25 protein-coding genes are annotated in these 26201 nt (G+C 54.5%); 8 read left to right on the top strand and 17 right to left on the bottom strand.

Translation table 11 applies throughout. The features are described 5' to 3' along the window. Positions 1–98 precede the first annotated feature (98 nt). Positions 99–659, bottom strand: a complete 561-nt coding sequence (gene gmhB, locus EPG66_RS20220) for a D-glycero-beta-D-manno-heptose 1,7-bisphosphate 7-phosphatase (protein ID WP_031591190.1) — start codon at positions 657–659, stop codon at positions 99–101. A gap of 189 nt (positions 660–848) precedes the next feature. On the opposite strand from gmhB, the gene metN reads away from it, so the two are divergent. From metN to proS, 6 genes are all read left to right on the top strand, one after another. Further along, on the top strand, positions 849–1880 hold the full coding sequence (gene metN, locus EPG66_RS20215) for a methionine ABC transporter ATP-binding protein MetN (RefSeq protein ID WP_031591192.1): 1032 nt from the start codon (positions 849–851) through the stop codon (positions 1878–1880). Continuing rightward, positions 1873–2526 carry a methionine ABC transporter permease MetI gene (locus tag EPG66_RS20210; RefSeq protein WP_031375299.1) on the top strand — a complete coding sequence of 218 codons (654 nt, stop codon included), beginning with the start codon at positions 1873–1875 and terminating at the stop codon, positions 2524–2526. The genes metN and EPG66_RS20210 overlap by 8 nt, the downstream gene beginning before the upstream one ends. Before the next feature lie 34 nt (positions 2527–2560). Continuing rightward, complete coding sequence (locus EPG66_RS20205; protein ID WP_010254184.1) at positions 2561–3376, top strand: MetQ/NlpA family lipoprotein; 816 nt, start codon at positions 2561–2563, stop codon at positions 3374–3376. Positions 3377–3504: 128 nt separating this feature from the next. Beyond that, the gene (rcsF, locus tag EPG66_RS20200) at positions 3505–3903 is read left to right on the top strand and encodes an Rcs stress response system protein RcsF (RefSeq protein ID WP_031591195.1); all 399 of its coding nucleotides are present in this window, start codon (positions 3505–3507) and stop codon (positions 3901–3903) included. After that, positions 3900–4604: a tRNA (N6-threonylcarbamoyladenosine(37)-N6)-methyltransferase TrmO gene (gene tsaA / locus EPG66_RS20195; protein ID WP_031591196.1), complete on the top strand. Its 705-nt coding sequence runs from the start codon at positions 3900–3902 to the stop codon at positions 4602–4604. The genes rcsF and tsaA overlap by 4 nt, the downstream gene beginning before the upstream one ends. A gap of 89 nt (positions 4605–4693) precedes the next feature. Further along, positions 4694–6412 (top strand): proline--tRNA ligase, encoded by a 1719-nt coding sequence (gene proS, locus EPG66_RS20190; protein WP_010671869.1) that lies wholly within the window; start codon positions 4694–4696, stop codon positions 6410–6412. Between the two features lie 232 nt (positions 6413–6644). Here proS and arfB read toward each other — a convergent pair whose 3' ends face one another. Continuing rightward, on the bottom strand, positions 6645–7055 hold the full coding sequence (gene arfB, locus EPG66_RS20185) for an alternative ribosome rescue aminoacyl-tRNA hydrolase ArfB (RefSeq protein ID WP_069025849.1): 411 nt from the start codon (positions 7053–7055) through the stop codon (positions 6645–6647). Positions 7056–7272: 217 nt separating this feature from the next. Here arfB and EPG66_RS20180 point away from each other — a divergent pair, with 217 nt between their 5' ends. Then, complete coding sequence (locus EPG66_RS20180) at positions 7273–7473, top strand: YaeP family protein (protein ID WP_010254172.1); 201 nt, start codon at positions 7273–7275, stop codon at positions 7471–7473. Next, entirely contained in the window at positions 7460–7720 is a 261-nt protein-coding gene (gene rof / locus EPG66_RS20175) for a Rho-binding antiterminator (RefSeq protein ID WP_010254167.1), read from the top strand. The genes EPG66_RS20180 and rof overlap by 14 nt, the downstream gene beginning before the upstream one ends. A gap of 40 nt (positions 7721–7760) precedes the next feature. On the opposite strand, the gene EPG66_RS20170 is transcribed toward rof, so the two are convergent. The 15 genes from EPG66_RS20170 to cdsA form a co-directional block, all read right to left on the bottom strand. Beyond that, entirely contained in the window at positions 7761–8069 is a 309-nt protein-coding gene (locus EPG66_RS20170; protein ID WP_031591199.1) for a c-type cytochrome, read from the bottom strand. Then, on the bottom strand, positions 8069–9388 hold the full coding sequence (gene tilS / locus EPG66_RS20165; protein ID WP_069025848.1) for a tRNA lysidine(34) synthetase TilS: 1320 nt from the start codon (positions 9386–9388) through the stop codon (positions 8069–8071). The genes EPG66_RS20170 and tilS overlap by 1 nt, the downstream gene beginning before the upstream one ends. Before the next feature lie 52 nt (positions 9389–9440). Further along, positions 9441–9830 (bottom strand): VOC family protein, encoded by a 390-nt coding sequence (locus tag EPG66_RS20160; RefSeq protein ID WP_010671867.1) that lies wholly within the window; start codon positions 9828–9830, stop codon positions 9441–9443. 64 nt (positions 9831–9894) lie between these two features. Next, positions 9895–12045 carry a lysine decarboxylase LdcC gene (locus tag EPG66_RS20155; RefSeq protein WP_182687925.1) on the bottom strand — a complete coding sequence of 717 codons (2151 nt, stop codon included), beginning with the start codon at positions 12043–12045 and terminating at the stop codon, positions 9895–9897. A gap of 169 nt (positions 12046–12214) precedes the next feature. Continuing rightward, positions 12215–13171, bottom strand: a complete 957-nt coding sequence (gene accA, locus EPG66_RS20150; RefSeq protein WP_010254150.1) for an acetyl-CoA carboxylase carboxyl transferase subunit alpha — start codon at positions 13169–13171, stop codon at positions 12215–12217. Positions 13172–13183: 12 nt separating this feature from the next. Beyond that, positions 13184–16666, bottom strand: a complete 3483-nt coding sequence (gene dnaE / locus EPG66_RS20145; RefSeq protein WP_031591204.1) for a DNA polymerase III subunit alpha — start codon at positions 16664–16666, stop codon at positions 13184–13186. Positions 16667–16697: 31 nt separating this feature from the next. Then, on the bottom strand, positions 16698–17324 hold the full coding sequence (gene rnhB / locus EPG66_RS20140) for a ribonuclease HII (protein WP_022625455.1): 627 nt from the start codon (positions 17322–17324) through the stop codon (positions 16698–16700). Continuing rightward, positions 17317–18465 (bottom strand): lipid-A-disaccharide synthase, encoded by a 1149-nt coding sequence (lpxB, locus tag EPG66_RS20135; protein ID WP_031591207.1) that lies wholly within the window; start codon positions 18463–18465, stop codon positions 17317–17319. Before lpxB ends, rnhB begins: the two co-directional genes overlap by 8 nt. A gap of 3 nt (positions 18466–18468) precedes the next feature. Further along, a complete protein-coding gene (gene lpxA / locus EPG66_RS20130) occupies positions 18469–19257 on the bottom strand; it encodes an acyl-ACP--UDP-N-acetylglucosamine O-acyltransferase (protein ID WP_031591209.1) in 789 nt (262 codons plus the stop codon). Positions 19258–19260: 3 nt separating this feature from the next. Beyond that, positions 19261–19716, bottom strand: coding sequence for a 3-hydroxyacyl-ACP dehydratase FabZ (fabZ, locus tag EPG66_RS20125; RefSeq protein WP_003852639.1), 456 nt, complete (start codon positions 19714–19716; stop codon positions 19261–19263). A 152-nt stretch (positions 19717–19868) separates the two neighbouring features. Continuing rightward, positions 19869–20894, bottom strand: coding sequence for a UDP-3-O-(3-hydroxymyristoyl)glucosamine N-acyltransferase (gene lpxD / locus EPG66_RS20120; RefSeq protein ID WP_010254128.1), 1026 nt, complete (start codon positions 20892–20894; stop codon positions 19869–19871). Positions 20895–20897: 3 nt separating this feature from the next. After that, a complete protein-coding gene (skp, locus tag EPG66_RS20115) occupies positions 20898–21395 on the bottom strand; it encodes a molecular chaperone Skp (protein ID WP_010254125.1) in 498 nt (165 codons plus the stop codon). Positions 21396–21504: 109 nt separating this feature from the next. After that, positions 21505–23916, bottom strand: coding sequence for an outer membrane protein assembly factor BamA (gene bamA / locus EPG66_RS20110; RefSeq protein ID WP_069025844.1), 2412 nt, complete (start codon positions 23914–23916; stop codon positions 21505–21507). Positions 23917–23967: 51 nt separating this feature from the next. Beyond that, positions 23968–25314 (bottom strand): sigma E protease regulator RseP, encoded by a 1347-nt coding sequence (rseP, locus tag EPG66_RS20105; protein ID WP_010671861.1) that lies wholly within the window; start codon positions 25312–25314, stop codon positions 23968–23970. Between the two features lie 12 nt (positions 25315–25326). Then, positions 25327–26184 carry a phosphatidate cytidylyltransferase gene (gene cdsA / locus EPG66_RS20100; RefSeq protein WP_182687923.1) on the bottom strand — a complete coding sequence of 286 codons (858 nt, stop codon included), beginning with the start codon at positions 26182–26184 and terminating at the stop codon, positions 25327–25329. Positions 26185–26201 lie beyond the last annotated feature (17 nt).

Genomic DNA, 26201 nt, shown 5'->3' with positions numbered 1-26201 from the left:
TGTCAGTGGAGGCGCATTATAGGGAACGGCTCAGATAGCGCAAGTGCAAATTGAGACTTTTTTTTCGTTCGTCTGAAATTTGCACAAAAGCGGCGTTTTTACCCCTTTTTAATGCGCGCCGGGAGCTCTGCCAGGCTATTAATTACCCAATCTGCTGCTGCTTCACCTTCAGCTGTGACCGGTTTGCCGCTGCGCACCAGTACTTTCATGCCGACACCGGCAGCCTGCCCTGCCAGCATATCTTCCAGCTTGTCACCCACCATATAAGAAGCGGCCATATCAATATTCAGTTCTTCCTGTGCCGTCAGCAGCATACCCGGCTGAGGCTTACGGCAGTCACAGGCCTGACGGAACTCTGCTACTGTTGCTTCAGGATGGTGAGGACAGAAATAGATGCCATCCAGATCAACATCGCGATCGGCCAGCGACCAGTCCATCCATTCTGTCAGCCGCATAAAGGTATCTTCAGTAAACATACCGCGCGCGATGCCAGACTGATTGGTCACGACCACCAGCGCAAAACCCATTGCCTTTAGTTGTTGCAGCGCTTCAATCGTGCCGTCAATAAACTGGAAGTCATCGATCTCATGGACATAGCCATTGTCGACATTAAGGGTGCCATCACGATCAAGAAAAATAGCGGGGACTTTATTCGCCACGTAGAAACTCCTGCTGTAAAAATTGCCGATCAGTATCGCATGATTGCTATAAAAGGGAGAATGTCAGATTGAATCACTTCCATTGATTTAGACGTCTGGATGCCTTAACATCCATCCAGCTTTTATACCGAATAAAAGCGACGAGGCTTCCCACACCACGGACAACGCAACACGATAATAAATAACATAATGATTAAACTAGAAAATATCACGAAGGTGTTTCAGCAAGGCACGCGGTCTATCCCGGCGTTAACGGATGTCAGCCTGCACGTGCCTGCCGGACAGATTTATGGCGTTATCGGCGCTTCCGGTGCCGGTAAAAGTACGTTGATTCGTTGCGTTAACCTGCTGGAGCGCCCTACTTCGGGCCGCGTACTGGTAGACGGCGCTGATTTAACCGCACTCAACGAACGTCAGTTAACCCAGGCGCGCCGCCAGATCGGAATGATCTTCCAGCACTTTAATCTGATGAACTCCCGTACCGTCGCGGGCAACGTTTCTCTTCCACTGGAACTCGGTAATCTCTCCCGCGCTCAGATCAATGCTCGCGTAACTGAGCTGCTGGAACTGGTGGGATTATCAGACAAGCATGATGCGTGGCCCGCGAATCTGTCGGGCGGACAGAAGCAGCGTGTCGCGATTGCCCGCGCCCTGGCCAGCAATCCCAAAGTTCTGCTGTGTGATGAAGCCACCAGCGCACTGGATCCCGCGACGACCCGCTCTATTCTGGAATTGCTTAAAGACATTAACCGCCGGCTTGGGCTGACGATTCTGCTGATTACCCATGAAATGGATGTAGTAAAACGCATCTGCGATCAGGTTGCGGTCATCAGTCACGGTGAGCTGATTGAGAAAGATAGCGTCAGTGAGGTCTTCTCTCATCCTAAGACACCTCTGGCGCAGCAGTTTATTCAGTCTACGCTGCATCTGGATATTCCGGATGATTACCAGCAGCGTCTTTCTGCCACCGCCGCTGAAGGCACCGTGCCCCTGCTGCGACTGGAATTCACCGGTAAATCAGTTGATGCGCCGCTGCTGTCTGAAGCCGCGCGCCGTTACAACGTGAATAACAACATTATCAGTGCCCAGATGGATTACGCCGGTGGCGTGAAGTTCGGCATTATGCTGGCCGAAATGCACGGCACAGAAAGCGATACCCGCGAGGCGATTGCCTGGCTGAAGGAGAATCATGTGAAAGTAGAGGTGTTAGGTTATGTCTGAAGCGATGATGTGGTTGCTGGGACGGGGCGTGTGGGAAACGCTGATGATGACCTTCGTCTCTGGATTTTTCGGTTTTGTGCTGGGTCTGCCGGTCGGCGTTTTACTCTATGTCACCCGTCCGGGCCAGATTCTGCAGAATCAGGGACTTTATCGCGTGCTCTCCGCGCTGGTGAATATCTTCCGCTCCATTCCTTTTATTATCTTACTGGTCTGGATGATTCCTTTTACTCGCGTAATCGTCGGCACCTCAATCGGACTGCAGGCGGCCATCGTGCCGTTGACCGTAGGCGCGGCACCGTTTATCGCACGTATGGTTGAAAATGCCTTGCTGGAACTGCCAACCGGACTGATTGAAGCGTCACGTGCCATGGGCGCTACGCCAATGCAGATCATCCGTAAGGTTCTGCTGCCGGAAGCGATGCCTGGCCTGGTGAATGCTGCGACCATCACCCTGATTACCCTGGTTGGTTACTCCGCCATGGGTGGCGCGGTGGGTGCCGGTGGTCTGGGCCAGATCGGTTATCAGTATGGTTATATCGGATATAACGCCACTGTGATGAATACGGTATTGGTGTTGTTAGTGGTTTTGGTGTATCTCATTCAATTCTGTGGCGACCGCATCGTGCGTGCGGTGTCCCATAAATAAGCCAGCAATATCACATTATTAAGAAGGAAAGGATATGTCTTTCAGATTCAAGAAAATTGCCGCTGTGGGTGCACTGATTGGCGCGATTGCGCTGGCAGGATGCGATCAAAAAGAGAAAGACCCTAACCACATCAAAGTGGGCGTGATTGTCGGTGCTGAGCAGCAGGTTGCTGAAGCAGCGCAGAAAGTTGCTAAAGAGAAATATGGTCTGGACGTTGAGCTGGTCACCTTTAACGATTACGTACTGCCGAATGAAGCGCTGAGCAAAGGCGATATCGACGTCAACGCCTTCCAGCACAAACCGTATCTGGATCAGCAGATCAAAGATCGTGGCTACAAGCTGGTTTCAGTGGGTAACTCCTTCGTCTACCCAATTGCGGGCTATTCGAAAAAGATTAAGTCACTGGATGAGCTGCAGGATGGCGCTCAGGTTGCCATTCCAAACGACCCGACCAACCTGGGCCGTACGCTGCTGCTGCTGCAGAAAGTGGGTCTGATCAAACTGAAAGATGGCGTGGGCCTGCTGCCAACCTCGCTGGATATCACTGAAAACCCTAAGCATCTGAAAATTGTTGAGCTGGAAGCGCCGCAGCTGCCTCGCTCACTGGACGATCAGCAGATCGCGCTGGCGGTTATCAACACCACTTACGCCAGCCAGATTGGCCTGACACCAGCCAAAGATGGCATTTTCGTTGAAGATAAAGATTCACCGTACGTGAACCTGATTGTCGCGCGCGAAGATAATAAAGATGCGGAAAACGTGAAGAAATTCGTCAAGGCTTACCAGTCTGACGAAGTCTACGATGCCGCTAACAAAGTCTTTAACGGCGGCGCGGTTAAAGGCTGGTAATTCAGCTGTTCATCTCCTTAAGGGCGGCGCTATGCCGCCCTTTCTGTTATTGGGTGCCCTGCCCGACTTGTTATTTATTCTTGTCCTTGTTTCAATAACGCCACTTTTTGAAACCTGAGGATGTTGCCATGCGTTTTTTACCGCTCTGCTTGTTAGCATTGATGCTGACAGGGTGTGTTCATGAGTATCACCCGATAAGCAGCGCACCGTCCCGGCCGCAGCAATCCAGTGAACCCACCCGCAAGCCTGTGTCACGGCCGGCACCGGTTAAGCTCTATACCGATGCCGCCGATCTGGTCAGCAAGCCGTTCCGCGATCTGGGTGAAGTCTCCGCTGAAGATTGCCAGATCAGTAATCAGAACTCCCCGGCCAACATCGCTACTGCACGTAAACGTCTGCAGATCAAAGCGTCACAGATGAAAGCTAATGCGGTGCTGCTGCATCAGTGTGAAATCGTCACCGGCACGCCAGGCTGCTATCGTCAGGCGGTGTGTCAGGGTTCGGCACTGAAAGTCAGCAATCAATGAGTGAATTCGCCTTTGCGCAAATTGGGGTAATCCGCTCACCGTGGAAGGAGAAGTTTGCCGTGCCGCGCCAGCCAGGGCTGGTGCAGGATGGCGGCGGCGAACTGCACCTGCAGCCACCTTACAATCAGCCGGAAGCGGTGCGTGGACTGGAAGCGTTCAGCCACCTCTGGCTGCTGTTTGTCTTCCATCAGACGATGGAGGGCGGCTGGCGTCCCACGGTTCGCCCTCCCCGGCTGGGCGGCAATGCGCGCATGGGTGTATTTGCGACACGTTCAACATTCCGTCCGAATCCCATTGGCATGTCGCTGGTTGAGCTAAAAGGTATCAGGATTGAAAAACAGCAGGTGATCCTGCAGCTTGGCAGTCTGGATCTGGTCGATGGCACCCCGGTGGTGGATATCAAACCTTATCTGCCCTTTGCCGAAGCATTGCCCCATGCCCAGGCGGGTTTTGCTCAGGCGGCACCTGCGGCTGATATGCCGGTTCGCTTCTCCGAGCTGGCACAACAGCAGCTCCACCAGCAGTCGCGCTACCCCAATCTGGCTCGCTTTATCAGTGAAGTGCTGGCACAGGATCCCCGTCCCGCTTACCGTCAGGGCGAGACACAGACGCGGGAATATGCGGCCTGGCTGATGGATTTTAATGTACGCTGGCGCATTGACGATGCCGGTACTGAAGTGATCGCCATCGACCCACGTTAAAACCCGCTTTTGAGCCGGTGATCTCACTGGTACACTAGCCGCCAGCAAAATTCTGTCTGTGACTTTCCGATCAACTGGAACCGTAATCAATGCGTACTACTCAATATCTGCTCTCTACTCAGAAAGAGACGCCTTCCGACGCTGAAGTGATCAGCCACCAGCTGATGCTGCGCGCCGGTATGATCCGCAAACTGGCTTCTGGCTTGTACACCTGGTTACCGACCGGGGTTCGCGTGCTGAAAAAAGTCGAAAACATCGTGCGCGAAGAGATGAACAACGCGGGCGCGGTTGAGATTTTAATGCCGGTTGTGCAGCCCGCCGACCTGTGGCAGGAGAGCGGTCGCTGGGAGGAGTATGGCCCGGAACTGTTACGTATTGCAGATCGCCACGAGCGTCCGTTCGTGCTGGGTCCGACGCATGAAGAGGTGGTCACTGACCTGATCCGCAATGAGCTGAGCTCTTATAAGCAACTGCCGCTCAACCTCTATCAGATCCAGACCAAATTCCGTGATGAAGTCCGCCCGCGCTTTGGCGTGATGCGTTCACGTGAATTCATCATGAAAGATGCTTACTCGTTCCACGTTTCGCAGGAGTCGCTGCAGGAAACGTATGACGCGATGTACCGCGCCTATAGCCAGATCTTCAGCCGTATGGGCCTGGATTTCCGCGCCGTGCAGGCCGACACCGGCTCGATTGGCGGCAGCGCATCCCATGAGTTCCAGGTTCTGGCGCAGAGCGGTGAAGATGATGTGATCTTCTCTACCGATTCTGATTACGCGGCCAATATTGAGCTGGCCGAAGCCGTCGCACCCGCCGGTGAGCGCGCAGCGCCGTCGCAGGAGATGCAACTGGTCGAGACGCCAGACGCAAAAACCATCGCGGAACTGGTTGAGCAATTCAGCGTGCCTGTTGAAAAAACAGTGAAAACGCTGATTGTTAAAGGTGCCGAAGAGAGCGGCCACGCGCTGGTTGCCCTGCTGGTACGCGGCGATCATCAGCTTAATGAGATCAAAGCGGAGAAGTCAGAGATCGTTGCGTCACCGCTGGTGTTCGCGACCGAAGAAGAGATTCGCGCCGCAGTAGGTGCCGGACCGGGTTCAATCGGCCCGGTTGGTCTGCAGATGCCTGTTATTGCTGACCGTACCGTGGCGAAGATGAGCGACTTCAGCGCCGGTGCCAACGTCGATGGTAAGCACTACTTCGGCATTAACTGGGAGCGCGATCTGCCGCTGGCCAGCGTTGCGGATATCCGTAACGTGGTCGAAGGCGATTTAAGCCCGGATGGTAAAGGCACGCTGCAGATTAAGCGCGGCATCGAAGTCGGTCATATTTTCCAGCTCGGCACCAAGTATTCTGACGCGCTGAAAGCGTCGGTTCAGGGCGAAGATGGCCGCAATCAGGTGATGAGCATGGGCTGCTACGGCATCGGCATCACCCGCGTTGTTGCAGCAGCCATTGAGCAGAACCATGACGATCGCGGCATCATCTGGCCCGCCGCACTGGCACCTTTCGAAGTTGCGATTCTGCCAATGAATATGCAGAAATCGTTCCGGGTTAAAGAGCTGGCGGAAGAGCTGTATGCCACCCTCCGTGCCAAAGGCGTTGAGGTTATTCTGGATGACCGTAAAGAGCGTCCGGGCGTGATGTTCGCTGATATGGAACTGATTGGTGTGCCACACACCATCGTCATTGGCGACCGCAATCTCGATAATCAGGAGATTGAGTACAAATCACGTCGTGCCGGTGAGAAGCAGATGATTAAGCAGGATGAAATTGTTGAATTCCTGCTGAAGGCTCTGAATAAGTAAGTTCTTAGCGTTAATCATAGCGGGCTGAATCTGGCCGCAACAGATGAGCTCAACGCGAAGGGAACCGGGTCAGGAGAGGAAAGCGTCCCGCGCCAGGGACGGTGCGGGCCGAGCGGCCATGGATGGCTTTAGCGACTTTCCGATCTGACCCCGTTCCCTGAGCAGGCTCGATCTCTTCGCCGCTCGCCCCTGACGTTGTAAGTACTCAAACGCCCCGCCTGCGGGGCGTTTTTTATTGCACCTTGCCGCGCATCGATTTAGTTGAACTGCGGCGGGCTTTTCCTTCCAGACGGCGCTCTTTTGAGGCGCGGGTCGGCCGCGTGGCGCGCCGGGCTTTTTCCACGGTACTCAGCTCCTGGATCAGATTAACCAGACGTTGCAGCGCCGCTTCTCGATTCATCTCCTGACTGCGATACTCCTGCGCCTTGATCACCACAACGCCATCACCGGTAATCAAATGATGAGTAGCGGTGAGCAGTCGCTCTTTATAAAACGCGGGGAGTGAAGAGGCAGCAATATCGAAGCGCAGATGAATGGCGGTGCTGGCTTTATTGACATGTTGTCCGCCTGCGCCCTGAGCACGAATCGCCGTCAGCTCAATCTCACTATCCGGAATCTCAACCGAACGGGATAGCATAATCATAAGCTCGCTCCCCACACCTTAACCACGTTGACCTCCGATAACCTGTTCATCAAATTAACCTTTTGTGCTCTGATTCAGACCGCCTCAGACAGCGGAATCTGTCACTTTAGCAGTGATTCGCACACTGTTCCTGCTTTACGCAGGCTGATTTCCTCTAAATGGCTATGATATAGTCGCCAGTTAACCAGAGTATTTACGCTCTGCCGAGGAGGGCCACGTGCAAAATTATTGTGAGTTAGTTCGCCGGAAGTATGCCGAAATCGGCAGCGGGGATTTAGGTTACATACCGGATGCGATTGGCTGCGCATTGAAGGCACTTAATGATGTTGCCGCAAATACTGAGCTAAACTCTTCTGTCAGGGAACAGGCGGCCTACGCCGCTGCTAACTTATTGGTGAGCGACTATGTTGATAAATGAAGCGTACCAACCTATCAATTGCGATGATTACGATAATCTGGAACTCGCCTGCCAGAACAACTGGATGCTGTCGCTGGAAATGAAAGATGGCGAGCAGCTTAAGGCAAAAGCCAAAGAGATCTTTTCACGTAAGAACGTTGAATATCTGGCTATCGATCTTTCCGGTGAACATCGCGAATTACGTCTCGACCATATCGCCAGCTTCACCCATCCCGAGTTGGGTACGGTGGTTGTCAGCGCAGAGTAACCTACGCATTCAGGGCGGGACCTTTCCGCCCTGTTAAACTTCAGGGCTGTAACGAACCGTAGTACGCCGCTAAATCCGCCATATCGCTGTCACTCAATCCCGCCACAAACGCCTTCATCACTTCAGCCTGACCGCCACTGCGTTCGCCCTTTTTATAGGCCTGCAGGGCATGTTCCAGATAAGGTGCGTGCTGCCCGGCCAGGTCAGGATAGAGCGGCACCGCCGCTTTTCCCGCTGCGCCATGACAGGCCATGCAACTGCCCGCTTTCTGTGCGCCGCGTTGCACATCACCCGCTGCCCATGCCGGTAACACGGTGACCGCTAAACAGGCGATAAGCCACTGTTTCATTATTGTTGTTCTCCTGCGCCGGATGCTCCGTCCCAGACTATCTGCCAGCCCTGCTGATCAGGTGCCGTGCCATCACGAGTGACAAAGAGAGTCGGAACGCAGACCAGCGTCTGGTTATAAAAAATTAACGGCAGCCGTTCACGCTGCCACGGCGGTATCTGTAACTCCTGCCACAGTTTTTTCATTTCCCTTCCGCCACGACGGCCCACCAGATGGACATGACCCTGTGCGTGAAACCGCACGCTGACCTGCTCATCCGGCTCAGGATAGCGCAACAGGCTCTCTGACTGGCTGGCACGGAGCGTGCCAAGGTTCTGCGGTAACGCCAGCGGCTGGCAGAGATCGGGCCATGCCAGCACGGTATCGCGCAGCGAACTGAACAACGGCAGCCAGTAGAGCTGCTGACGATAACGACGGAGTTCAGCCTGACCGAATCGCAGCCGGGGCTGCGCATCCTCCCGGCTCGCCATCACTTCGTCGTGGATGCGTTTCAGCGCTTCACGGGACGGCATCGCCCCCCCCTGTCCGGCGATCCAGCGCCGCAATAAGGCATTAGCACGCTGCTCACTCATGGCCATTAAGGGTGGAAAGTGCAGGCTGCCATCAGGCTGGATAAGCTGTGCCAGTTGTCCGGCGAGCAGTTCATCCAGCAACTGCTCCTGCTCACTGCACAACGCCGCACTTCGGGCCGTTGCCTCGGCAAAATGGGGCCAGCGCTGGTAAAGCTCAGGCAGCAGCCGCTGACGCAGAAAATTGCGGTCGTAGCGAAGATCCTGATTGCTCTCATCTTCAATCCATACCAGCTGATGCGCGTCGGCATAGGCTTCAAGCGACTGTCGCGTCTGATTCAGCAACGGACGCATCAGCTGATGAGAGCCCAGCGTGCGTGTAGCGGGCATCGCTGCCAGCCCGGCAGGGCCACTGCCGCGCTTCAGCGCCAGCAGGAATGTTTCGCACTGATCGTCGAGGTGCTGCGCAGTAAGTAACACTTCGCCCGGCTGCAGTGCCGCACTCAGCGCCTGATAACGGGCGGTGCGGGCGGCCGCTTCAATGCCGTTTTCCCTGCCATCAACGTTAACGCGGAGCACTTCACAGGGCAGCTGCCACTGCGCGCAAATCGTCTGGCAATGTGTTGCCCAGCGATCGGCATTCGGGCTAAGCCCATGGTGAACATGCAGTGCCCGCAGGCGCAACTGAGGATGCTGCTGCTGCCAGCCGCGAAGCTGATGCAGCAGCACGGTTGAATCCAGTCCACCGCTGAATGCGACCACCAGGGCGGCATCAGGTTGCAACAGGGTGTCAAAAGCGGGCAAAGACATGGCAGAATCCAGAAAGTCGGGCCACTGAATGTCGCCCGCTGAGCACGCTATTTTACGCCTGATAAAGCTCCAGCGGCAAACCATCCGGATCGGCAAAGAAAGTGCATTGTTTACCGGTCAGGTCATCAATGCGAATCGGCTCGCAGATAACGCCTTTATCGGCCAGCGTCGCGACGGCAGCGGCAACATCCGGCACGGTAAAGGCCAGATGACGCAGGCCACACGCTTCAGGATGACTGACCCGCGCCGGCGGCTCAGGGAAAGAGAACAGCTCAATGGTATAGCGATCCTGTAGGGCAAGGTCGCCTTTCCAGGAGTCCCGCGCTTCGCGGTAATATTCGCCCATCAGACGGAAACCCAGTACGTCACAATAGAATGCTTTGCTGCGCTGATAGTCAGAGGCGATGATGGCGATGTGGTGAATAGCGGTTAACTGCAACATGTTCAATTCCCTGATTCGGGCAGGCTGTCCACAGACACCCTGCCGCTGATAGTTGTTTAAAGGTTTATGCGAGGTCGTTTTTCAGCACGCGGACGCGATACTCGCCCTTTTCGGTCAGGCTGGCGCCGTGAATATCCGTTTCGAAGCCCGGATAATGCCGTCCAATGCTGCACAGCATCAGCAGAAAATCGAGCACCGCGCGGCTCTTCTCAGTAATCATCTCGCCAGGCATCACCAGTGGAACGCCTGGCGGATAAGGCAGAATCATATTGGCCGACACCCGCCCGACCAGCTCGCTGAGATCCACCGTTTCGATGTTGCCCTTCACCTGCTGCTGAAACGCCTGGTGCGGCGTCATCTTCATTTCGGGCAGGACATCAAATGCCTGCAGCATCAGACGCGGCAGATCGTGATGGCGGATCAGCTGATGGATCCCCTGCGCCAGTGTCTGAATGCGCATATTGCGATAGAAGTCAGGATCTTCGGCATAGAGATCCGGCAGCATGTTTTTCACCCGCAGATTGAGATCGTAGGCGCGTTTGAACTCGGTCAGCCCGCGCAGCACGCTCATCGCTTTGGTTTTGTCGATGCCGATGCTGAACAGGAACAGCAGGTTATAGGGGCCGGTTTTCTCCACCACGATGCCGCGCTCATCAAGAAACTTCGCCACCAGCGCCGCCGGGATCCCCTCTTCCGCCATCTTCCCCAGTTCGCTCATACCCGGCGTCAGAATGGTGACCTTGATCGGATCGAGGTACATGTGATCGCGATCGGCCTGAGTAAATCCGTGCCACTCTTCGTCGCCGGGCTGAATCGGCCAGCATTGCGCTTCGTCAACCTCTTCCGGCTGCCAGATATCAAAGAACCAGCTGTCAGACTCTTCGCGCAGGCGCTGGATCTCCCGGCGGAAGTGCAGCGCGCGCTCCACCGAGCGATTGATCAGTCGTTTACCGGGATTGCCACGCAGCATGGCAGCAGCAGTTTCAATAGAGGAGACGATGGCGTAATTGGGCGAGGTGGTGGTGTGCATCATGTAGGCTTCGTTAAACGTCTGTTCGTCGTAGTCGCCCTTAATGTGAATCATTGATGCCTGCGAAAACGCCGCCAGCAGTTTGTGGGTTGATTGCGTCTCATACACCACTTTGCCCGGGATGCGGTCGCCACTCATGCCACTTTTACCGGCGTAGATCGGATGGAAATTGGTATAAGGCACCCAGGCTGAATCGAAATGAATCGACGGTACATCCAGTGTCTCTTTGATGTACTGGGTGTTGTAGAGCAGCCCATCATAGGTGGAGTTAGTGATCACCGCATGAACCGGCCAGGTGGCACGGTCGGTGGCAGCCACCTTGAGCGAAATGCTCTCGCGGGTGAACTCCTGCTTCGGGATACCGCCGAGAATACCCAACGCATTGCGGGTCGGCTTCAGCCAGATGGGGATAAGATCGCTCATCATCAGCAGATGGGTCAGTGACTTGTGGCAGTTGCGATCGATCAGCACGGTACTGCCCGCCGGTGCGGCATACATGCCGACAATTTTGTTCGACGTTGAGGTACCGTTGGTCACCATGTAACTCTGCTCGGCGCCAAAAGTGCGTGCGATGTACTCCTCCGCTTCAAGGTGCGGACCGGTGTGATCAAGCAGCGAACCCAGTTCGGTAACGGAAATTGAGATGTCCGATTTCAGGGTATTGGCCCCGAAGAAATCGTAGAACAGGCAGCCCACCGGGCTCTTCTGAAACGCGGTGCCCGCCATATGGCCCGGCGTGCAGAAGGTGTACTTGCCCTCTTTCACATAGGTGAACAGCGCTTTAGTCAGCGGCGGCGTAATGTGGTCGAGATAGTCATCGGTATATTGCCGGATGTGCAGCGCGATATCATCGGCGGCATTCAGCGCGTACTCAAAAAAGTGCAGCGGCATGCGCATCTCATTGACGCTGATGTCCATCTGCGAGTGGGTATTGATAAAGGCGTACAGCGGCAGGTATTCGTTGAGCTGATTAATCTCACCGCAGAGTTCCGGACTGTTGTGCGCGTCCCAGTCGAAGATGACGCCGCTGATACGCGGATTATGCTCGATCAGTTTCAGCAGATCGTCACTGTTTTTCGGGTAAAGCAGCCTGAAGCCTTGCAGATTTAACGCCGCGTCGAGTTCGCGTAACGGTTCATCTTTATAAAACACGCCGTGCGCGCCCATGATCGCCAGAATATTCAATGCCCATCTCCCTGATTATTGTGGAACCGGACAAGCATAACCGCTAACCCGCGGAAGGTGTAGCGAGGCGGCTATCGGATGGCGCTGAAAGAGAGGGGAATAGCGTGCGGAGATAAACCGGCGGCATAAAAAAAGCGGACCGGAGTCCGCTTTTATGGATGGGGCTAAATCAGGCGTAGCCGTAGCTCATCAGGCGCTGATAACGACGATCCAGCAGCTCTTCAGTGCTAAATCCATCGAGATCGGCCAGATCGGCCAGTAGCTGCTGCTTCAGTGACTGCGCCATATCAACCGGACGGCGATGCGCGCCACCCAGTGGCTCAGGGATCACGGAGTCAATCAGCTTCAACTCTTTCAGACGGTGAGCGGTAATGCCCATCGCTTCAGCGGCCAGCGGCGCTTTGTCAGCGCTTTTCCACAGAATGGATGCACAGCCTTCCGGCGAGATCACTGAATAGGTGCTGTACTGCAGCATATTCACTTTGTCGCCCACGCCAATCGCCAGCGCACCACCTGAACCGCCCTCACCGATGACCGTACAGATCACCGGCACTTTCAGGCCAGACATTTCACGCAGGTTGCGGGCAATCGCTTCAGACTGCCCACGCTCTTCCGCGCCCACACCCGGATAGGCACCCGGTGTGTCGATGAAGGTGATGATTGGCATTTTGAAACGCTCAGCCATCTCCATCAGGCGCAGCGCTTTGCGATAGCCTTCCGGTGCTGGCATGCCGAAGTTACGGCGAATTTTCTCTTTGGTTTCACGGCCTTTCTGGTGCCCGATGATCATCACCGGACGTCCATCAAGACGTGCAATCCCGCCCACAATCGCTTTGTCATCGGCATAAGCACGGTCGCCCGCCAGCTCATCGAAATCGTCGAAGGCGTTGCGCACATAGTCAAAGGTATAAGGACGCAAAGGATGACGCGCCAGCTGAGCGATTTGCCATGCGCCCAAATCGGCGAAGATTTTACGGGTCAGCTCAACGCTTTTCTCACGCAGACGCTGAACTTCTTCATCCAGATTAACGTGTTTATCATCCTGACGACCAATTGAGGTCAGCGAATCGATCTTCGCCTCCAGTTCTGCAATTGGCTGTTCAAAATCCAGGTAATTAAGACTCATAATGTTCCTGTTCTAGTCAAACTCCAGTTCCACCTGCTCCGATCCAATCAACGAGCGCAGATCGTTAAGTAAACGATCGCTGGGCGAAATTCGCCACGCTGCACCAAAGCGCAGCTTCGCTCGCGCGTCGGCTCTCTGATAGTAGAGATGCACCGGAATAGTCCCTGATCGATGAGGTTCCAGAGACTGACGGAGTCGGTTTAATAGCTGGTCATCAATTTGCCTGTCCGTCAGCGAGATAGCAAGTCCGCGCGCGTATTTTTCGCGAGCTTCGTCGATGTCCATGACTTCACGAGCGGTCATTTTAAGGCCACCACTGAAGTCATCAAAGCTGACCTGTCCGCTGACGATCAGAATTCGGTCTTTCTCCAGCAACTGCTGGTATTTATCTAACGCATCGGTAAATAACATCACCTCAAGACGACCGGAGCGATCGTCCAGAGTACAGATACCAATTCGGTTGCCGCGTTTGGTGACCATTACCCGTGCAGCGATCACCAGACCGGCCGCCACGGTAATTTTACCCCGATCGGTAGGATGCATATCTTTCAGCCGCACCCCGCCAACGTAACGCTCAATTTCTTTCAGGTACTGATTAATCGGGTGGCCGGTAAGGTAAAGCCCCAGCGTTTCCCGTTCGCCATCCAGCTGCACCTGCTCAGGCCACGGCGTGACGCTGGCGTACGATTTCTCAACCTGTTCCGGCTCTTCCGCCAGTACGCCAAACATATCAGCCTGGCCAATCGCTTCCGCCTTCGCGTGCTGATCGGCCGCTTTTAACGCGTCACTGAGTGAACTCATCAGCGCAGCACGATGCGGTCCAAGGCGATCAAAGGCCCCGGACATGATCAATTTTTCCATTACCCGACGGTTGATCTTTTTGGTGTCGGTACGGGCGCAGAGATCAAACAACTCGCGGAAATAACCGCCTTCGTTACGGGCGTCGATGATCGCTTCGATCGGGCCTTCACCGACACCTTTGATCGCGCCGATACCGTAAACGATCTCGCCCGCGTCATTAACATGGAACTGATAAAGACCGGAGTTGATATCAGGCGGCAGGACTTTCAGACCCATCCGCCAGCACTCATCGACCAGGCCAACCACTTTCTCGGTGTTATCCATATCGGCGGTCATAACCGCAGCCATAAACTCAGCCGGATAGTGCGCCTTCAGCCACAGCGTCTGGTAGGAGACGAGTGCGTAGGCCGCAGAGTGTGACTTGTTAAAGCCATAACCTGCAAATTTTTCTACCAGATCGAAGATCTTCATCGACAGTTCCCCGTCGATACCCATGCTTTCGGCACCGTCGCGGAATACAGAACGCTGTTTGGCCATCTCCTCGGGTTTCTTTTTACCCATGGCGCGACGCAGCATATCTGCACCGCCCAGCGTGTAACCGGAGAGAACCTGGGCGATCTGCATCACCTGTTCCTGATAGAGAATGATGCCGTAGGTCGGTTCCAGCACCGGTTTCAGGCTTTCGTGCTGCCACTGAATGTCGGGATAGGAGATCGCTTCACGGCCATGCTTACGGTCAATGAAGTTATCCACCATGCCGGACTGCAGTGGGCCAGGACGGAACAGCGCCACCAGTGCGATCATATCTTCGAAGCAGTCGGGCTTCAGACGCTTAATCAGATCTTTCATGCCGCGCGATTCAAGCTGGAACACCGCGGTGGTTTCCGAGCGCTGCAGCATATCGAAGCTTTTCTTATCATCCAGCGGGATAGAGGCGATATCGATCGGCTCCAGCCCCTGCTTTTCCCGGCGCGGGTTGATCATCTTCAGCGCCCAGTCGATGATGGTCAGCGTACGCAGACCCAGGAAGTCGAACTTCACCAGGCCGGCATATTCCACATCATTTTTATCGAACTGAGTTACCGGGAACTGCCCATGCTCATCGCAATAGAGCGGCGCAAAATCGGTGATCTTCGTTGGCGCAATGACCACGCCGCCCGCATGTTTACCGGCGTTACGCGTGACCCCTTCCAGTTTGCGCGCCATGTCGATCAGCGCTTTAACCTCTTCGTCCGCGTCATACATGGCGGGAAGCTGCGGTTCAGCAATAAAGGCTTTTTCCAGCGTCATGCCGGGATCGGGCGGGATCAGTTTTGAAATGCGGTCAACGAAGCCGTAAGGATGTCCCAGCACGCGGCCCACATCGCGAATGACCGCTTTCGCCGCCATGGTGCCGAAGGTAATAATCTGGGAAACCGCTTCACGTCCGTACATATCTGCAACGTGTTCGATCACCTGATCGCGCTTCTCCATGCAGAAGTCGACGTCGAAGTCGGGCATTGAGACACGTTCCGGGTTCAGGAAGCGTTCAAACAGCAGGTCAAATTCCAGCGGATCGATATCGGTGATTTTCAGCGCATAGGCCACCAGCGAACCGGCACCGGAGCCACGACCCGGCCCGACCGGCACGCCGTTGTCCTTGGACCACTGGATGAACTCCATTACGATCAGGAAGTAGCCGGGGAAGCCCATCTGGTTAATAACGGTGAGTTCAATCTCCAGACGCTCATCATATTCCGGACGTTTTTCCAGACGTTCGGCTTCGTCCGGGAACAGAAACTCGAGACGCTCTTCCAGACCCTCACGGGATTTCACCACCAGATAATCTTCGGTGGTCATGTCACCGGTCGGGAACTGCGGCAGGAAGTACTCGCCCAGCCGGACCGTGACGTTACAACGCTTAGCAATCTCTACGCTGTTTTCCAGCGCTTCCGGGATGTCCGAGAAGAGCTCGCACATCTCCTCTTCGCTGCGCATATATTGCTGAGGACTGTAGTTGCGTGGACGCTTGGGATCATCCAGCGTATAGCCGTCGTGAATGGCAACGCGAATTTCGTGCGCATCGAAATCTTCTGCATTAATAAAGCAGACTTCATTGGTGGCAACCACCGGTATTCCCTCTGCAATCGCCAGTTCAACTGCCGCATGCAGATAGCTCTCTTCGTCCTGACGGCCGGTACGAATCAGCTCCAGGTAGTAGCGATCGGGGAAATGTTGCTGATAAAACGACAGGCATTGCGAAACCAGGGCATTGTTGCCGCGCAACAGGCTGCGACCCACATCGCCGCGCCGTCCGCCCGACAGCAGGATTAATCCTTCCTGCAATTCAATCAGCCAGTCGCGATCGATAATTGGTCCGTCCACGCCATAACCACGCTGATAGGCGCGGGAGATCAGCAGCGTCAGGTTCTGGTATCCGGTATTACTGGACGCCAGCACGGTAAGCTGTGTCAGTTCATCCCCCATCAGCTCACTGGCAACGTTGAAATCAGCACCAATGACCGGCTTTATCCCTGCGCTGTGTGCGCCACCGTAGAATTTCACCAGACCACAGAGGTTAGTAAAGTCGGTAATCGCGATAGCCGGCATGCCAAGGGCAGCCGCCTTCTTGATCAGCGGCCCGGTTTTCGCCAGGCCATCAATCATCGAATAGTCACTGTGGACACGCAGATGTATAAAACGGGGTTCAGCCATATCAGTTTCCGGTTAAAACAGCGTCAGGCTATTAAAGCGTAAGGGTCTGGCGTGCAGCCAGTACTTCAGCATCGAGCAGCGCATTGCGTACGGGTGCAAAACTGCGACGGTGGTGCGGCGTGACGCCATACTGCGTCAGTTTTTCCATATGCAGCGCCGTCGGATAACCTTTGTGCTGCGCAAAACCATACTGCGGGAACAGCAGATCGAGTTCGGTCATCTCCTGGTCACGCGACACTTTGGCGATGATCGATGCCGCACTGATTTCGGCAACCAGACTATCCCCTTTAACTACCGCCTGTGAAGGCATTGGCAGTGCCGGGCAACGATTACCATCAATCAGCACATAATCGGGCTGAATACCAAGGCCAGCTACGGCGCGCTGCATTGCCAGCATAGTGGCATGCAGAATGTTGAGCTGATCGATCTCTTCAGGCTCTGCGCGTCCCAGGCTCCATGCCAGCGCCTTCTCTTTGATTTCGTCATACAACGCCAGGCGGCGCTTTTCAGACAGTTTCTTCGAGTCGGCCAGGCCGGTAATCGGGTTTGCCGGATCGAGGATCACCGCGGCAGTAACGACCGCGCCAACCAGCGGGCCGCGCCCCACTTCGTCCACACCGGCAATCAGTCTGGCGACAGGATAGATAAAATCAGGCATTCACCAGCTCCAGTACCGCATCCGCTGCCTGCTCATCGGCGTTCCAGCGGATCTGTTGATGTAATTCATGGAACGTCTGCAGGAGTGTTTCACGCTCAGGTCCGGCATGCAGCAGCGGATCTAACGCTGCGGCCAGGGCTTCAGGCTGACACTCATCCTGCAGTAACTCTTTGACCAGCTCACGTCCTGCCAGCAGGTTTGGCAGCGAGACGTAAGGGGTCTTGACCAGCCGTTTCGCCAGCCAGAAGGTAGCCGGCTTCATGCGATAACCGACGACCATTGGGCATTTTGCCAGCATGCACTCCAGTGCGGCAGTGCCTGACGCCAGGAGTGCGGCATCGCTCGCAATCATCGCCTCACGTCCCTGACCATCAAGCAGATGCATCGGCAGTTCGGGGGCGGTTTCGGCTTTAATCTTCTCAAACTGTTCGCGGCGACGGGCGTTGACCAGCGGCACCACGATTTCCAGCGCCGGATAGTGACGACGCAACAACTGAGCGGTTTTCAGAAAATCGGCGCTGAGCATTTCCACTTCCGCACCCCGGCTGCCAGGCAGCAAGGCCAGACAGAGCGCATCATCGGCAATGCCCAGATGACGGCGTGCAGCCAGCTTATCGGGTTGCAGCGGCATGGCATCCGCCATAGTGTGACCGATAAAACGACAGGGAACGTTATAGCGATCGTAGAAAGCTTTTTCAAACGGCAGGAACGCCAGCACCAGATCGGTGTTACGACCAATCTTAAAGACACGCTTTTGCCGCCATGCCCACACCGAGGGGCTGACATAGTGGATAGTGCGAATGCCAGCGCGTTTAAGATTGCCTTCCAGCGTGATATTGAAATCGGGCGCATCAATCCCGACAAAGACATCGGGTCGGAGTTCGGTAAAACGCCGGGTGAGATCGCGACGGATTGTCAGCAGGCGTCGCAGGCGACCGAGCACCTCGACAATGCCCATCACCGCCAGCTCTTCCATCTCATACCAGGCTTCACATCCTTCTGCCTGCATCAGGGGACCCGCTACGCCGACAAAGCGTGCATCCGGATGACGGGCTTTCAGGGCACGGATCAGACCTGCACCAAGAATATCGCCGGAGGTTTCTCCGGCGACCAGGGCAATCGTTAAGGGACGCGCTGACATGGATTAACGAATTAATCCACGGGTTGAACGGGTGAAGAAATCGTAGAAAGGCTGCACTTCGCTGTGCTGCTGTGCGATGGCTTCAATCTCCGGCTTCACTTCCTCCAGCGTTCTGCCGCTGCGATAGAGCAACTTATAGGCGTTGCGGATAGCGTGCAACGACTCTTTGCTGAAGCCACGACGCTTGAGACCTTCGATATTGATCCCGAACGGCGTAGCGTGGTTGCCCTGCGCAATAACGTAAGGCGGCACATCCTGCGCCACGCCGGAACAGCCGCCAACCATCACGTGAGCACCGATGATGCACCACTGATGTACCGCTGTCATGCCGCCAATAATGGCGAAATCATCGACCGTCACGTGACCACCCAGGGTGGCGTTGTTGGCGAAGATACAGCGGTTGCCAATCACGCAGTCATGCGCGATGTGAGCATTCACCATCAGCAGATTATCGCTGCCCACTGTGGTGACCTGGCCACCCTGCGTGGTGCCGCGATGAATCGTCACGCTTTCACGGATGCGGTTACGATCACCGATCTCAACCCGTGTTGGCTCACCGGCATATTTCAGATCCTGATTCACTTCGCCAATTGAGGCGAACTGATAAATCTGATTATCTTTACCGATGCGCGTGTGGCCGTTCACCACAACATGTGACTTCAGTACCGTTCCTTCACCGATCTCAACATTCGCACCAACAAAGCAAAACGGGCCAATGTGAACGCGGGCGCCAATAATAGCGCCCTCTTCAATGACTGAACTGGGATGGATAGTGGCTGTTGGATCAATCACGAATTATGCCTCCCGGCTGCGGGCACACATCATGGTCGCTTCACAAACGATTTTACCGTCGACAGTCGCCACGCCTTTAAAGCGGGTCAGACCACGGCGGGTTTTCTCGAAAGTGACTTCCATGATCATTTGGTCGCCAGGTACCACAGGGCGCTTGAAACGGGCACTGTCGATACCGGCAAAGTAGTAGAGTTCGCCTGGCTCCAGTTTACCTACGCTTTTAAACGCCAGAATACCGGTAGCCTGCGCCATCGCTTCCAGGATCAGAACGCCAGGAAAAATCGGTTTACCAGGGAAATGCCCCTGGAAAAACGGTTCATTAACAGAAACGTTCTTCACTGCACGCAGGTATTTGTGCTCTTCAAATTCCAGCACGCGGTCTACCAGCAGAAACGGATAGCGGTGCGGCAGCAGCTCTAAAATCTCTTCAATTTTCAGAGTATGAGTTTCAGTAGTCAAAATACTCTTCCTGTCCTAAAAATCTGATGACATCAATAACACGGCCTGCACAGATCAAAATGATCTTCCGCAGGCCGCAAATAGGTTCTGTGGCGCCGGGCTTCCCTGCTTAACATTTTTATTATGAAAGCCGGTCAGTTTTGGGATGGCGGTTAGTCGTCTTTACCGACCTTGCGCTCGATGGCTTTTAAGCGTTTGCTCATGTCATCGATGTTCATCACCAGCGCTGCAGTTTTGCGCCAGGTTTTGTTGGGTTGCAGCGGAATGCCTGATGAATAGACACCAGGCTCTGTGATAGGACGCATGACCATACCCATACCGGTCACCGTTACTTTGTCACAGATTTCCATATGGCCGTTAATGACGCTGGCACCGCCAATCATACAGTAACGCCCAATTTTCAAACTACCCGCCATGATCACACCGCCTGCAACCGCAGTATTGTCGCCAATAACTACGTTGTGAGCGATCTGGCACTGGTTGTCTATGATAACACCATTGCCGATCAGAGTGTTATCCAGCGCACCGCGATCGATAGTGGTGCAGGCACCTATTTCTACGCGATCGCCGATTATCACCGCGCCCAACTGCGGGATTTTCACCCAGTTACCGCGATCGTTGGCATAACCGAAACCATCAGAACCGATGACAGTACCTGACTGAATCAGGCAATCCTGACCGATTTCAATTTCGTGATAAACAGAGACGTTGGCCCAGAGACGGGTACCGCTGCCGATACGGGTTTTTTTGCCAACAAAACATCCTGCACCAATGACCACGTTATCGCCCAGCTCAACATCCGCTTCGATCACCGCATTGGCGCCAATAGCGACGTTGCTACCGAGTCGGGCTGAGGGATCGATCACTGCACTGGGAGCGATATTTTGCGCTGGCTGTGGCGTGGTATCGAGTATTTGTGCCATACGCGCATAGGTCAGGTAGGGATCTTTCACCACCAGCGCTGCGGTATTGCACCACTCCAGATCCGCTTCCGTCAGCACCACGGCTGAGGCCTTAATCAGGGCGAGTTGCTCGCGGTAACGGCTGTTTGCAAGAAAAGTGATTTGGCCAGTTGTGGCGGATTGCATAGAAGCAATGCCGGAGATGACGATATCGCCATCTCCGTGCAATTCTGCATCCAACTGCTGGGCTAAATCAGCCAGTCGAATAGATGACATGAATTATTTAACCTGTTTCAGCACGTCAGCAGTGATGTCTTTTGCGTTTGACGCATAAGCCACCGCGTTAGCGTCGATCACGACGTCGTAACCATCGCTGTCAGCGACTTTCTTCACGGCATCCTGAATACGGCTCAGCAGCTTGTTACGCTCTTCCATCTGACGACGGCGATTATCCTGCTCAAAAGACTGAGCTTTTGTAGAGAAAGCTTCACGCTGAGACATGACATCTTTTTCCATACGGCTGCGTTCGCTCGCCTTCATGGTAGAACCGTCACGCTGCAGACGCTGCATTTTGGTTTGCAGATCGCGCTCCTGACTCTGCAACTCAGTTGCACGGCCTTTGAACTCGTTTTCCAGCTGTTTAGCAACAGTCGCACGTTGCGGTAACTGTTGGAAAATGCTGGACACGTTTACCACTGCAATTTTGTCGGCAGCCTGAACACCAGCGGAAACCGCTAAAGCAAGACCCAGACCTGCGGCACACAACAACTTTTTCACTATAAACTCCTTACCATCAACGTTTGTGTCAGCGACACAGTGTTTGCCCCGAACAGCAACAGGTGCTGTCCGGCAGCAATACTTCAGCTATGCATCCATGCTCAGAACATTACCAGGTTTTACCAATGTTAAACTGGAACTGCTCTGACTTGTCTCCATCGACTTTCTTCATCGGCTGGGCGTAAGAGAACACCAGCGGGCCGAGCGGTGACATCCACTGCAGCGCAACACCGCTGGATACACGGATATTGTTTGGATCGCTGTAGTCAGGAATGCCGGCCGCACGCGTTTCCGCGGTATTTTCCCAATGGGTATCCCACGCTGTACCGGCATCGACAAACACCGAGGTACGAACCGAGTTAGCATACTTCTCGCTCAGGAACGGCGTTGGCGTAATCAGCTCAAGGCTGGCAATCGCCATGGCGTTACCGCCCACCGCATCGTCAGACTTACATACGCCATTTGGATCGGCGATTCGGCAGTTCGACGAGTTGTTATTAAAGTAGGCTGCTTTCGGTCCAATGGTGTTGGACTGGAAGCCGCGCACGGTGCTTGAACCACCGGCGTAGAAGTTCTCATAGAACGGCATCTCTTTGCCGTCGAGACCATCGCCATAACCTACGCGACCACGGCCTAACAGCACCCAGGTACGATCCTGGTTAATCGGCACATACTGCTGGGTATCCAGCGTGGCCTTATAGAAGCTGTTATCCGAGCCTGGAATCGTCACCTTACCGTTCAGGTTGGTACGGTTACCGGACGTCGGGAAGAAACCGCGGTCCAGAGTGTTATAAGTCCAGCCGTAGTTAAAGGTGAAGTCATCTGCTGAGAAATCACCTTCATCATTGAGCTGCTGCGGCTTGCCGACTGAGTCAAGATAACGCCACATCGCCACCTGCGGCTGCATGTTTGACAGGTCATTGTGGACATAGCCCAGACCGACACGCAGGGTGTTGTTTTCGTTAATCGGGAAGCCAAGCGTGCCATCCAGACCATAACTTTTGTTGGTATAGTCAGAAAGGTCCGCGTTATCTGCTTTAAAGTCGTTGTAGAACAGACGACCACCCAGACTGACACCATCAACGGTAAAGTAAGGGTCAGTCAGCGAGAATTCAGCATAGGTCTGGTAATCGTTCTTGGTCCCGCTGATGCCCACGGTATTACCGGTGCCCAGCCAGTTATCCTGCGTGACGCCGACCTGGAAACTCACACCACTTTCGGTGCCGTAGCCGACGCCGAAGTTAAAGGTACCGGTGTTACGCTCTTTAACCTTGTAGACCACGTCAACCTGGTCCGGCGAACCTGGCACACGCTGAGTATCCACATCAACGGTTTCAAAGTAACCGGTACGGTTCAGACGCTCTTTACCCTGTTCAACCAGATCGCTGCCCAGCCACGCGCCTTCCATCTGACGCATTTCGCGACGTAACACGGAGTCTTTCGACGTGTCATTGCCTTCGAAACGGACGTTACGGACATAATAACGGTTACCCGCATCCACATTGATATGCAGTTTTACGGTTTTATCGGCGTCGTTGATTTCTGGCTGTGTTGCCACGCGCGGATAGGCATAGCCGTAGCGGCCCAGCAGTTTCTTGATGTCATCTTCCATTTTCGTGACTTTGGCGCCGTTATAAAGCTCGCCTGCCGGAATCTTGGTCAGATGTTCAATTTCTGCTGAATGGCCCGCCATGCTGCCATTAACGATCACGCCTGCGATTTTGTACTGGTCACCTTCGGTGATGTTCACCGTGATGTAGATGCCTTTTTTATCAGGCGTCAGGCTGACCTGCGTCGAATCGATGTTAAAGCGTGCATAGCCACGATCCAGATAGAAGCTGCGCAGGGTCTCGAGGTCACCCGCCAGTTTCTGCTTCTGATATTTACGATCGCCGACCACGTTCCACCATGGCACTTCATCGCGCAGCTGGAAGCGGGAAATCAGCTCATCGGAGCTGAAGGCTTTATTACCGACGATGTTGATCTGCTGAATTTTTGCAGAGACACCTTCAGTAAAGACCAGCTTCAGATCTACACGGTTACGCGGCAGTGGCGTGACCACGGCTTTTACGTTGGCGGTATATTTACCTACGCTGTAGTAGAAATCCTCAAGTCCCTTCTCGATAGAGGAGATGGTGGTACGGTCCAGCGCTTCGCCGACACGGACACCTGAGGCTTCCAGATTTTGTTTGAGCTGATCCTCTTTCACCGCTTTGTTACCGGTGAAGGTAATGCTGGCAATGGTAGGACGTTCTTTGACCTGGACAATCAGCGTTGTACCGTCTCGCAGGACCTGAACATCCTCAAAGTTGCCAGTAGCGAACAGCGAGCGAATGGTATTTCTGACATCATCGTCATTCACCGTATCGCCAACCCGTACTGGCATGCTCAGCAGAGCCGCGCCGACGGCGACTCGCTGCAGCCCTTCGAAATGAATATCCTTCACTACGAAATCGTCTGCACCGTAAACGGTGGCGCTGCTAAACAGCAGCGACGCTATGAGCAACTTTTTCATCGCCATCGTTGTTATGCGTTTTCCTAACACATCCCTCGAATGTTCGCGTTCCAGCGGTTACAAACGTGAGAAATCATTGAAAAGTGCAAGCCCCATTAACAGCACCAGTAAAATTGAACCGATGCGATAACTAAAGTCCTGAACTCGCTCGGACACCGGTCCACCCTTGATCTTTTCGATCGCCAGGAAGAGCAAGTGCCCACCATCTAAAACCGGCAGAGGGAACAGGTTGATGATGCCCAGGTTGACGCTAATCAACGCCAGGAACATCAGGTAGTAAATCAACCCATACTCTGCTGACAACCCTGCACCCTGCGCAATGGAAATTGGCCCGCTCAGGTTGTTCAGCTTCACATCACCGGTTATTAACTTGCCCAGCATGGAGACGGTGAGCTTCATCAGTTGCCAGGTTTTTACACTAGCCTCACCGATAGCCGCAAACGCGCCATACTGTCTTACCGTCTTGTACTCTTCTGGCAGAGGAACAATGCGCGGAATGACACCCGCAAATCCCGCTTTACTGCCAGATTTCGCTTCTGGCGTCATCGTCAGCGCAATAGACTCACCGCCGCGATCCACCTCAAGCGCCATGCTTTTGCCGGGGTTATCCCGGACCTGCGTGACAAAAGTCTGCCACTGCGATAATGGCTGACCATCGACTTTAACGATCCTGTCGCCTGCTTGCAAACCGGCTTCACTGGCTGGCGAGTTCGCCTGCACTTCTGCCAGCGTGGTCTCAATCTGCGGACCACGTGGCTGAATCCCTAACGCGACGACCGGATCCTGCTTATCAGGCTCAAACTGCCAGTTACGCAAATCCAGCTGTTTCTGCTGGGTCGCGTCCTCGCCAAATCGAGCCACCGTTAAGGTGGTGCTGCTGTCGCCGATTTTACCCACCAGCGCCATACGCACAGCATCCCAATCAGGCGTTTCGATACCGTCAACAGCCTTAAGTTCCATGCCGGGCGTAATTTGAGCTTCCGCAGCCACCGAACCGTTTAAAATTTCACCGATTACCGGGCGCACACCGGGCACGCCGTGAATAAACACAACCCAGTATGCAAAGATGGCAAAGATGAAATTAGCGACAGGACCTGCCGCAATGATGGAGGCGCGTTGCCAGACGGCTTTGTTGTTAAAAGCCTGATGACGAAATTCGGCTGGCACGCTTTCAACACGCTCGTCGAGCATTTTAACGTAGCCGCCGAGGGGAATCAGCGCGATGACAAATTCGGTGCCGTGGCGATCGCGGCGCTGCCAGAGCGACTTACCAAAACCAATGGAAAAGCGCTCAACTTTGACGCCACAGCGACGAGCGACCCAGAAATGGCCAAACTCATGAACGGTAATTAATACGCCCAGCGCAACGATAAAGGCGACGAAACTCCAGAGTATGCTCAACATCTTTGCCTGTCCTTAAAGGGTGCGAAACACCAGCAGCAATAAACAGGCAAACACCGGCACCGCCGCAGTCAGACTATCAATACGATCAAGAATGCCGCCGTGACCAGGAATCAGATTACCACTGTCTTTGATGCCCGCTTCACGTTTAAACATGCTCTCAGTGAGGTCGCCCAGTACGGAGGCCAGCGTCGCGATAATCGCGCAAATCACCAGCGTACCGGTGGAAACCGTCAGTGGCACCAGCGTCGCAAACAGCACGGCAATCAGCGCCGAGGTGACCAGACCGCCCAGGAAGCCTTCCCAGGTTTTGCCTGGTGAGACCTTTGGCGCCAGCTTGTGCTTGCCAAACATTTTGCCAAACATATAAGCACCTGAATCCGCTCCCCATACCAGCAGCAACACAAACAGCAGCCACCAGGCACCGGCGAAGTGGTCGGTGTCATAGTGATACTGGCGCAGCGCCACCATGCCCCAGAAAAAAGGGACAAGCGTTAATACGCCAAACAGTAAGCGAAGTGGACGCGAATGGCGCCAGAAGGCCGCAGAAGCGGGATAGGAAAGCACCAGCAGCAGTGCAACGACCCACCACACCAGCGACGCCCAAAGCGATGTCGCGATCTGTGGCAGATGCACCGTGTGTTGATAAGGTGGCAGCGTAAACTGCATCAGCGCCAGCAGCAGACCACAAAGTACAGCCAGCCAGACGCGCTGTTGCCGTGATGCCATCCCTGCAAACTGACCCCATTCCCAGGCTGCCAGCATGCAGATAACGATGGTTGTCAGGGCGAAGCCAACAGGCGGTAACCAGAACAGTGCAGCTATTACCAGCGGAATTAATATCAACGCGGTAATCAGACGAGACTTCAGCAAAGGTTACCCCCAGATTG

This window comes from Pantoea pleuroti, assembly GCF_014156615.1.
Classification (GTDB): domain Bacteria; phylum Pseudomonadota; class Gammaproteobacteria; order Enterobacterales; family Enterobacteriaceae; genus Pantoea; species Pantoea agglomerans.
This window is presented reverse-complemented; position numbering and strand designations above follow the sequence as displayed.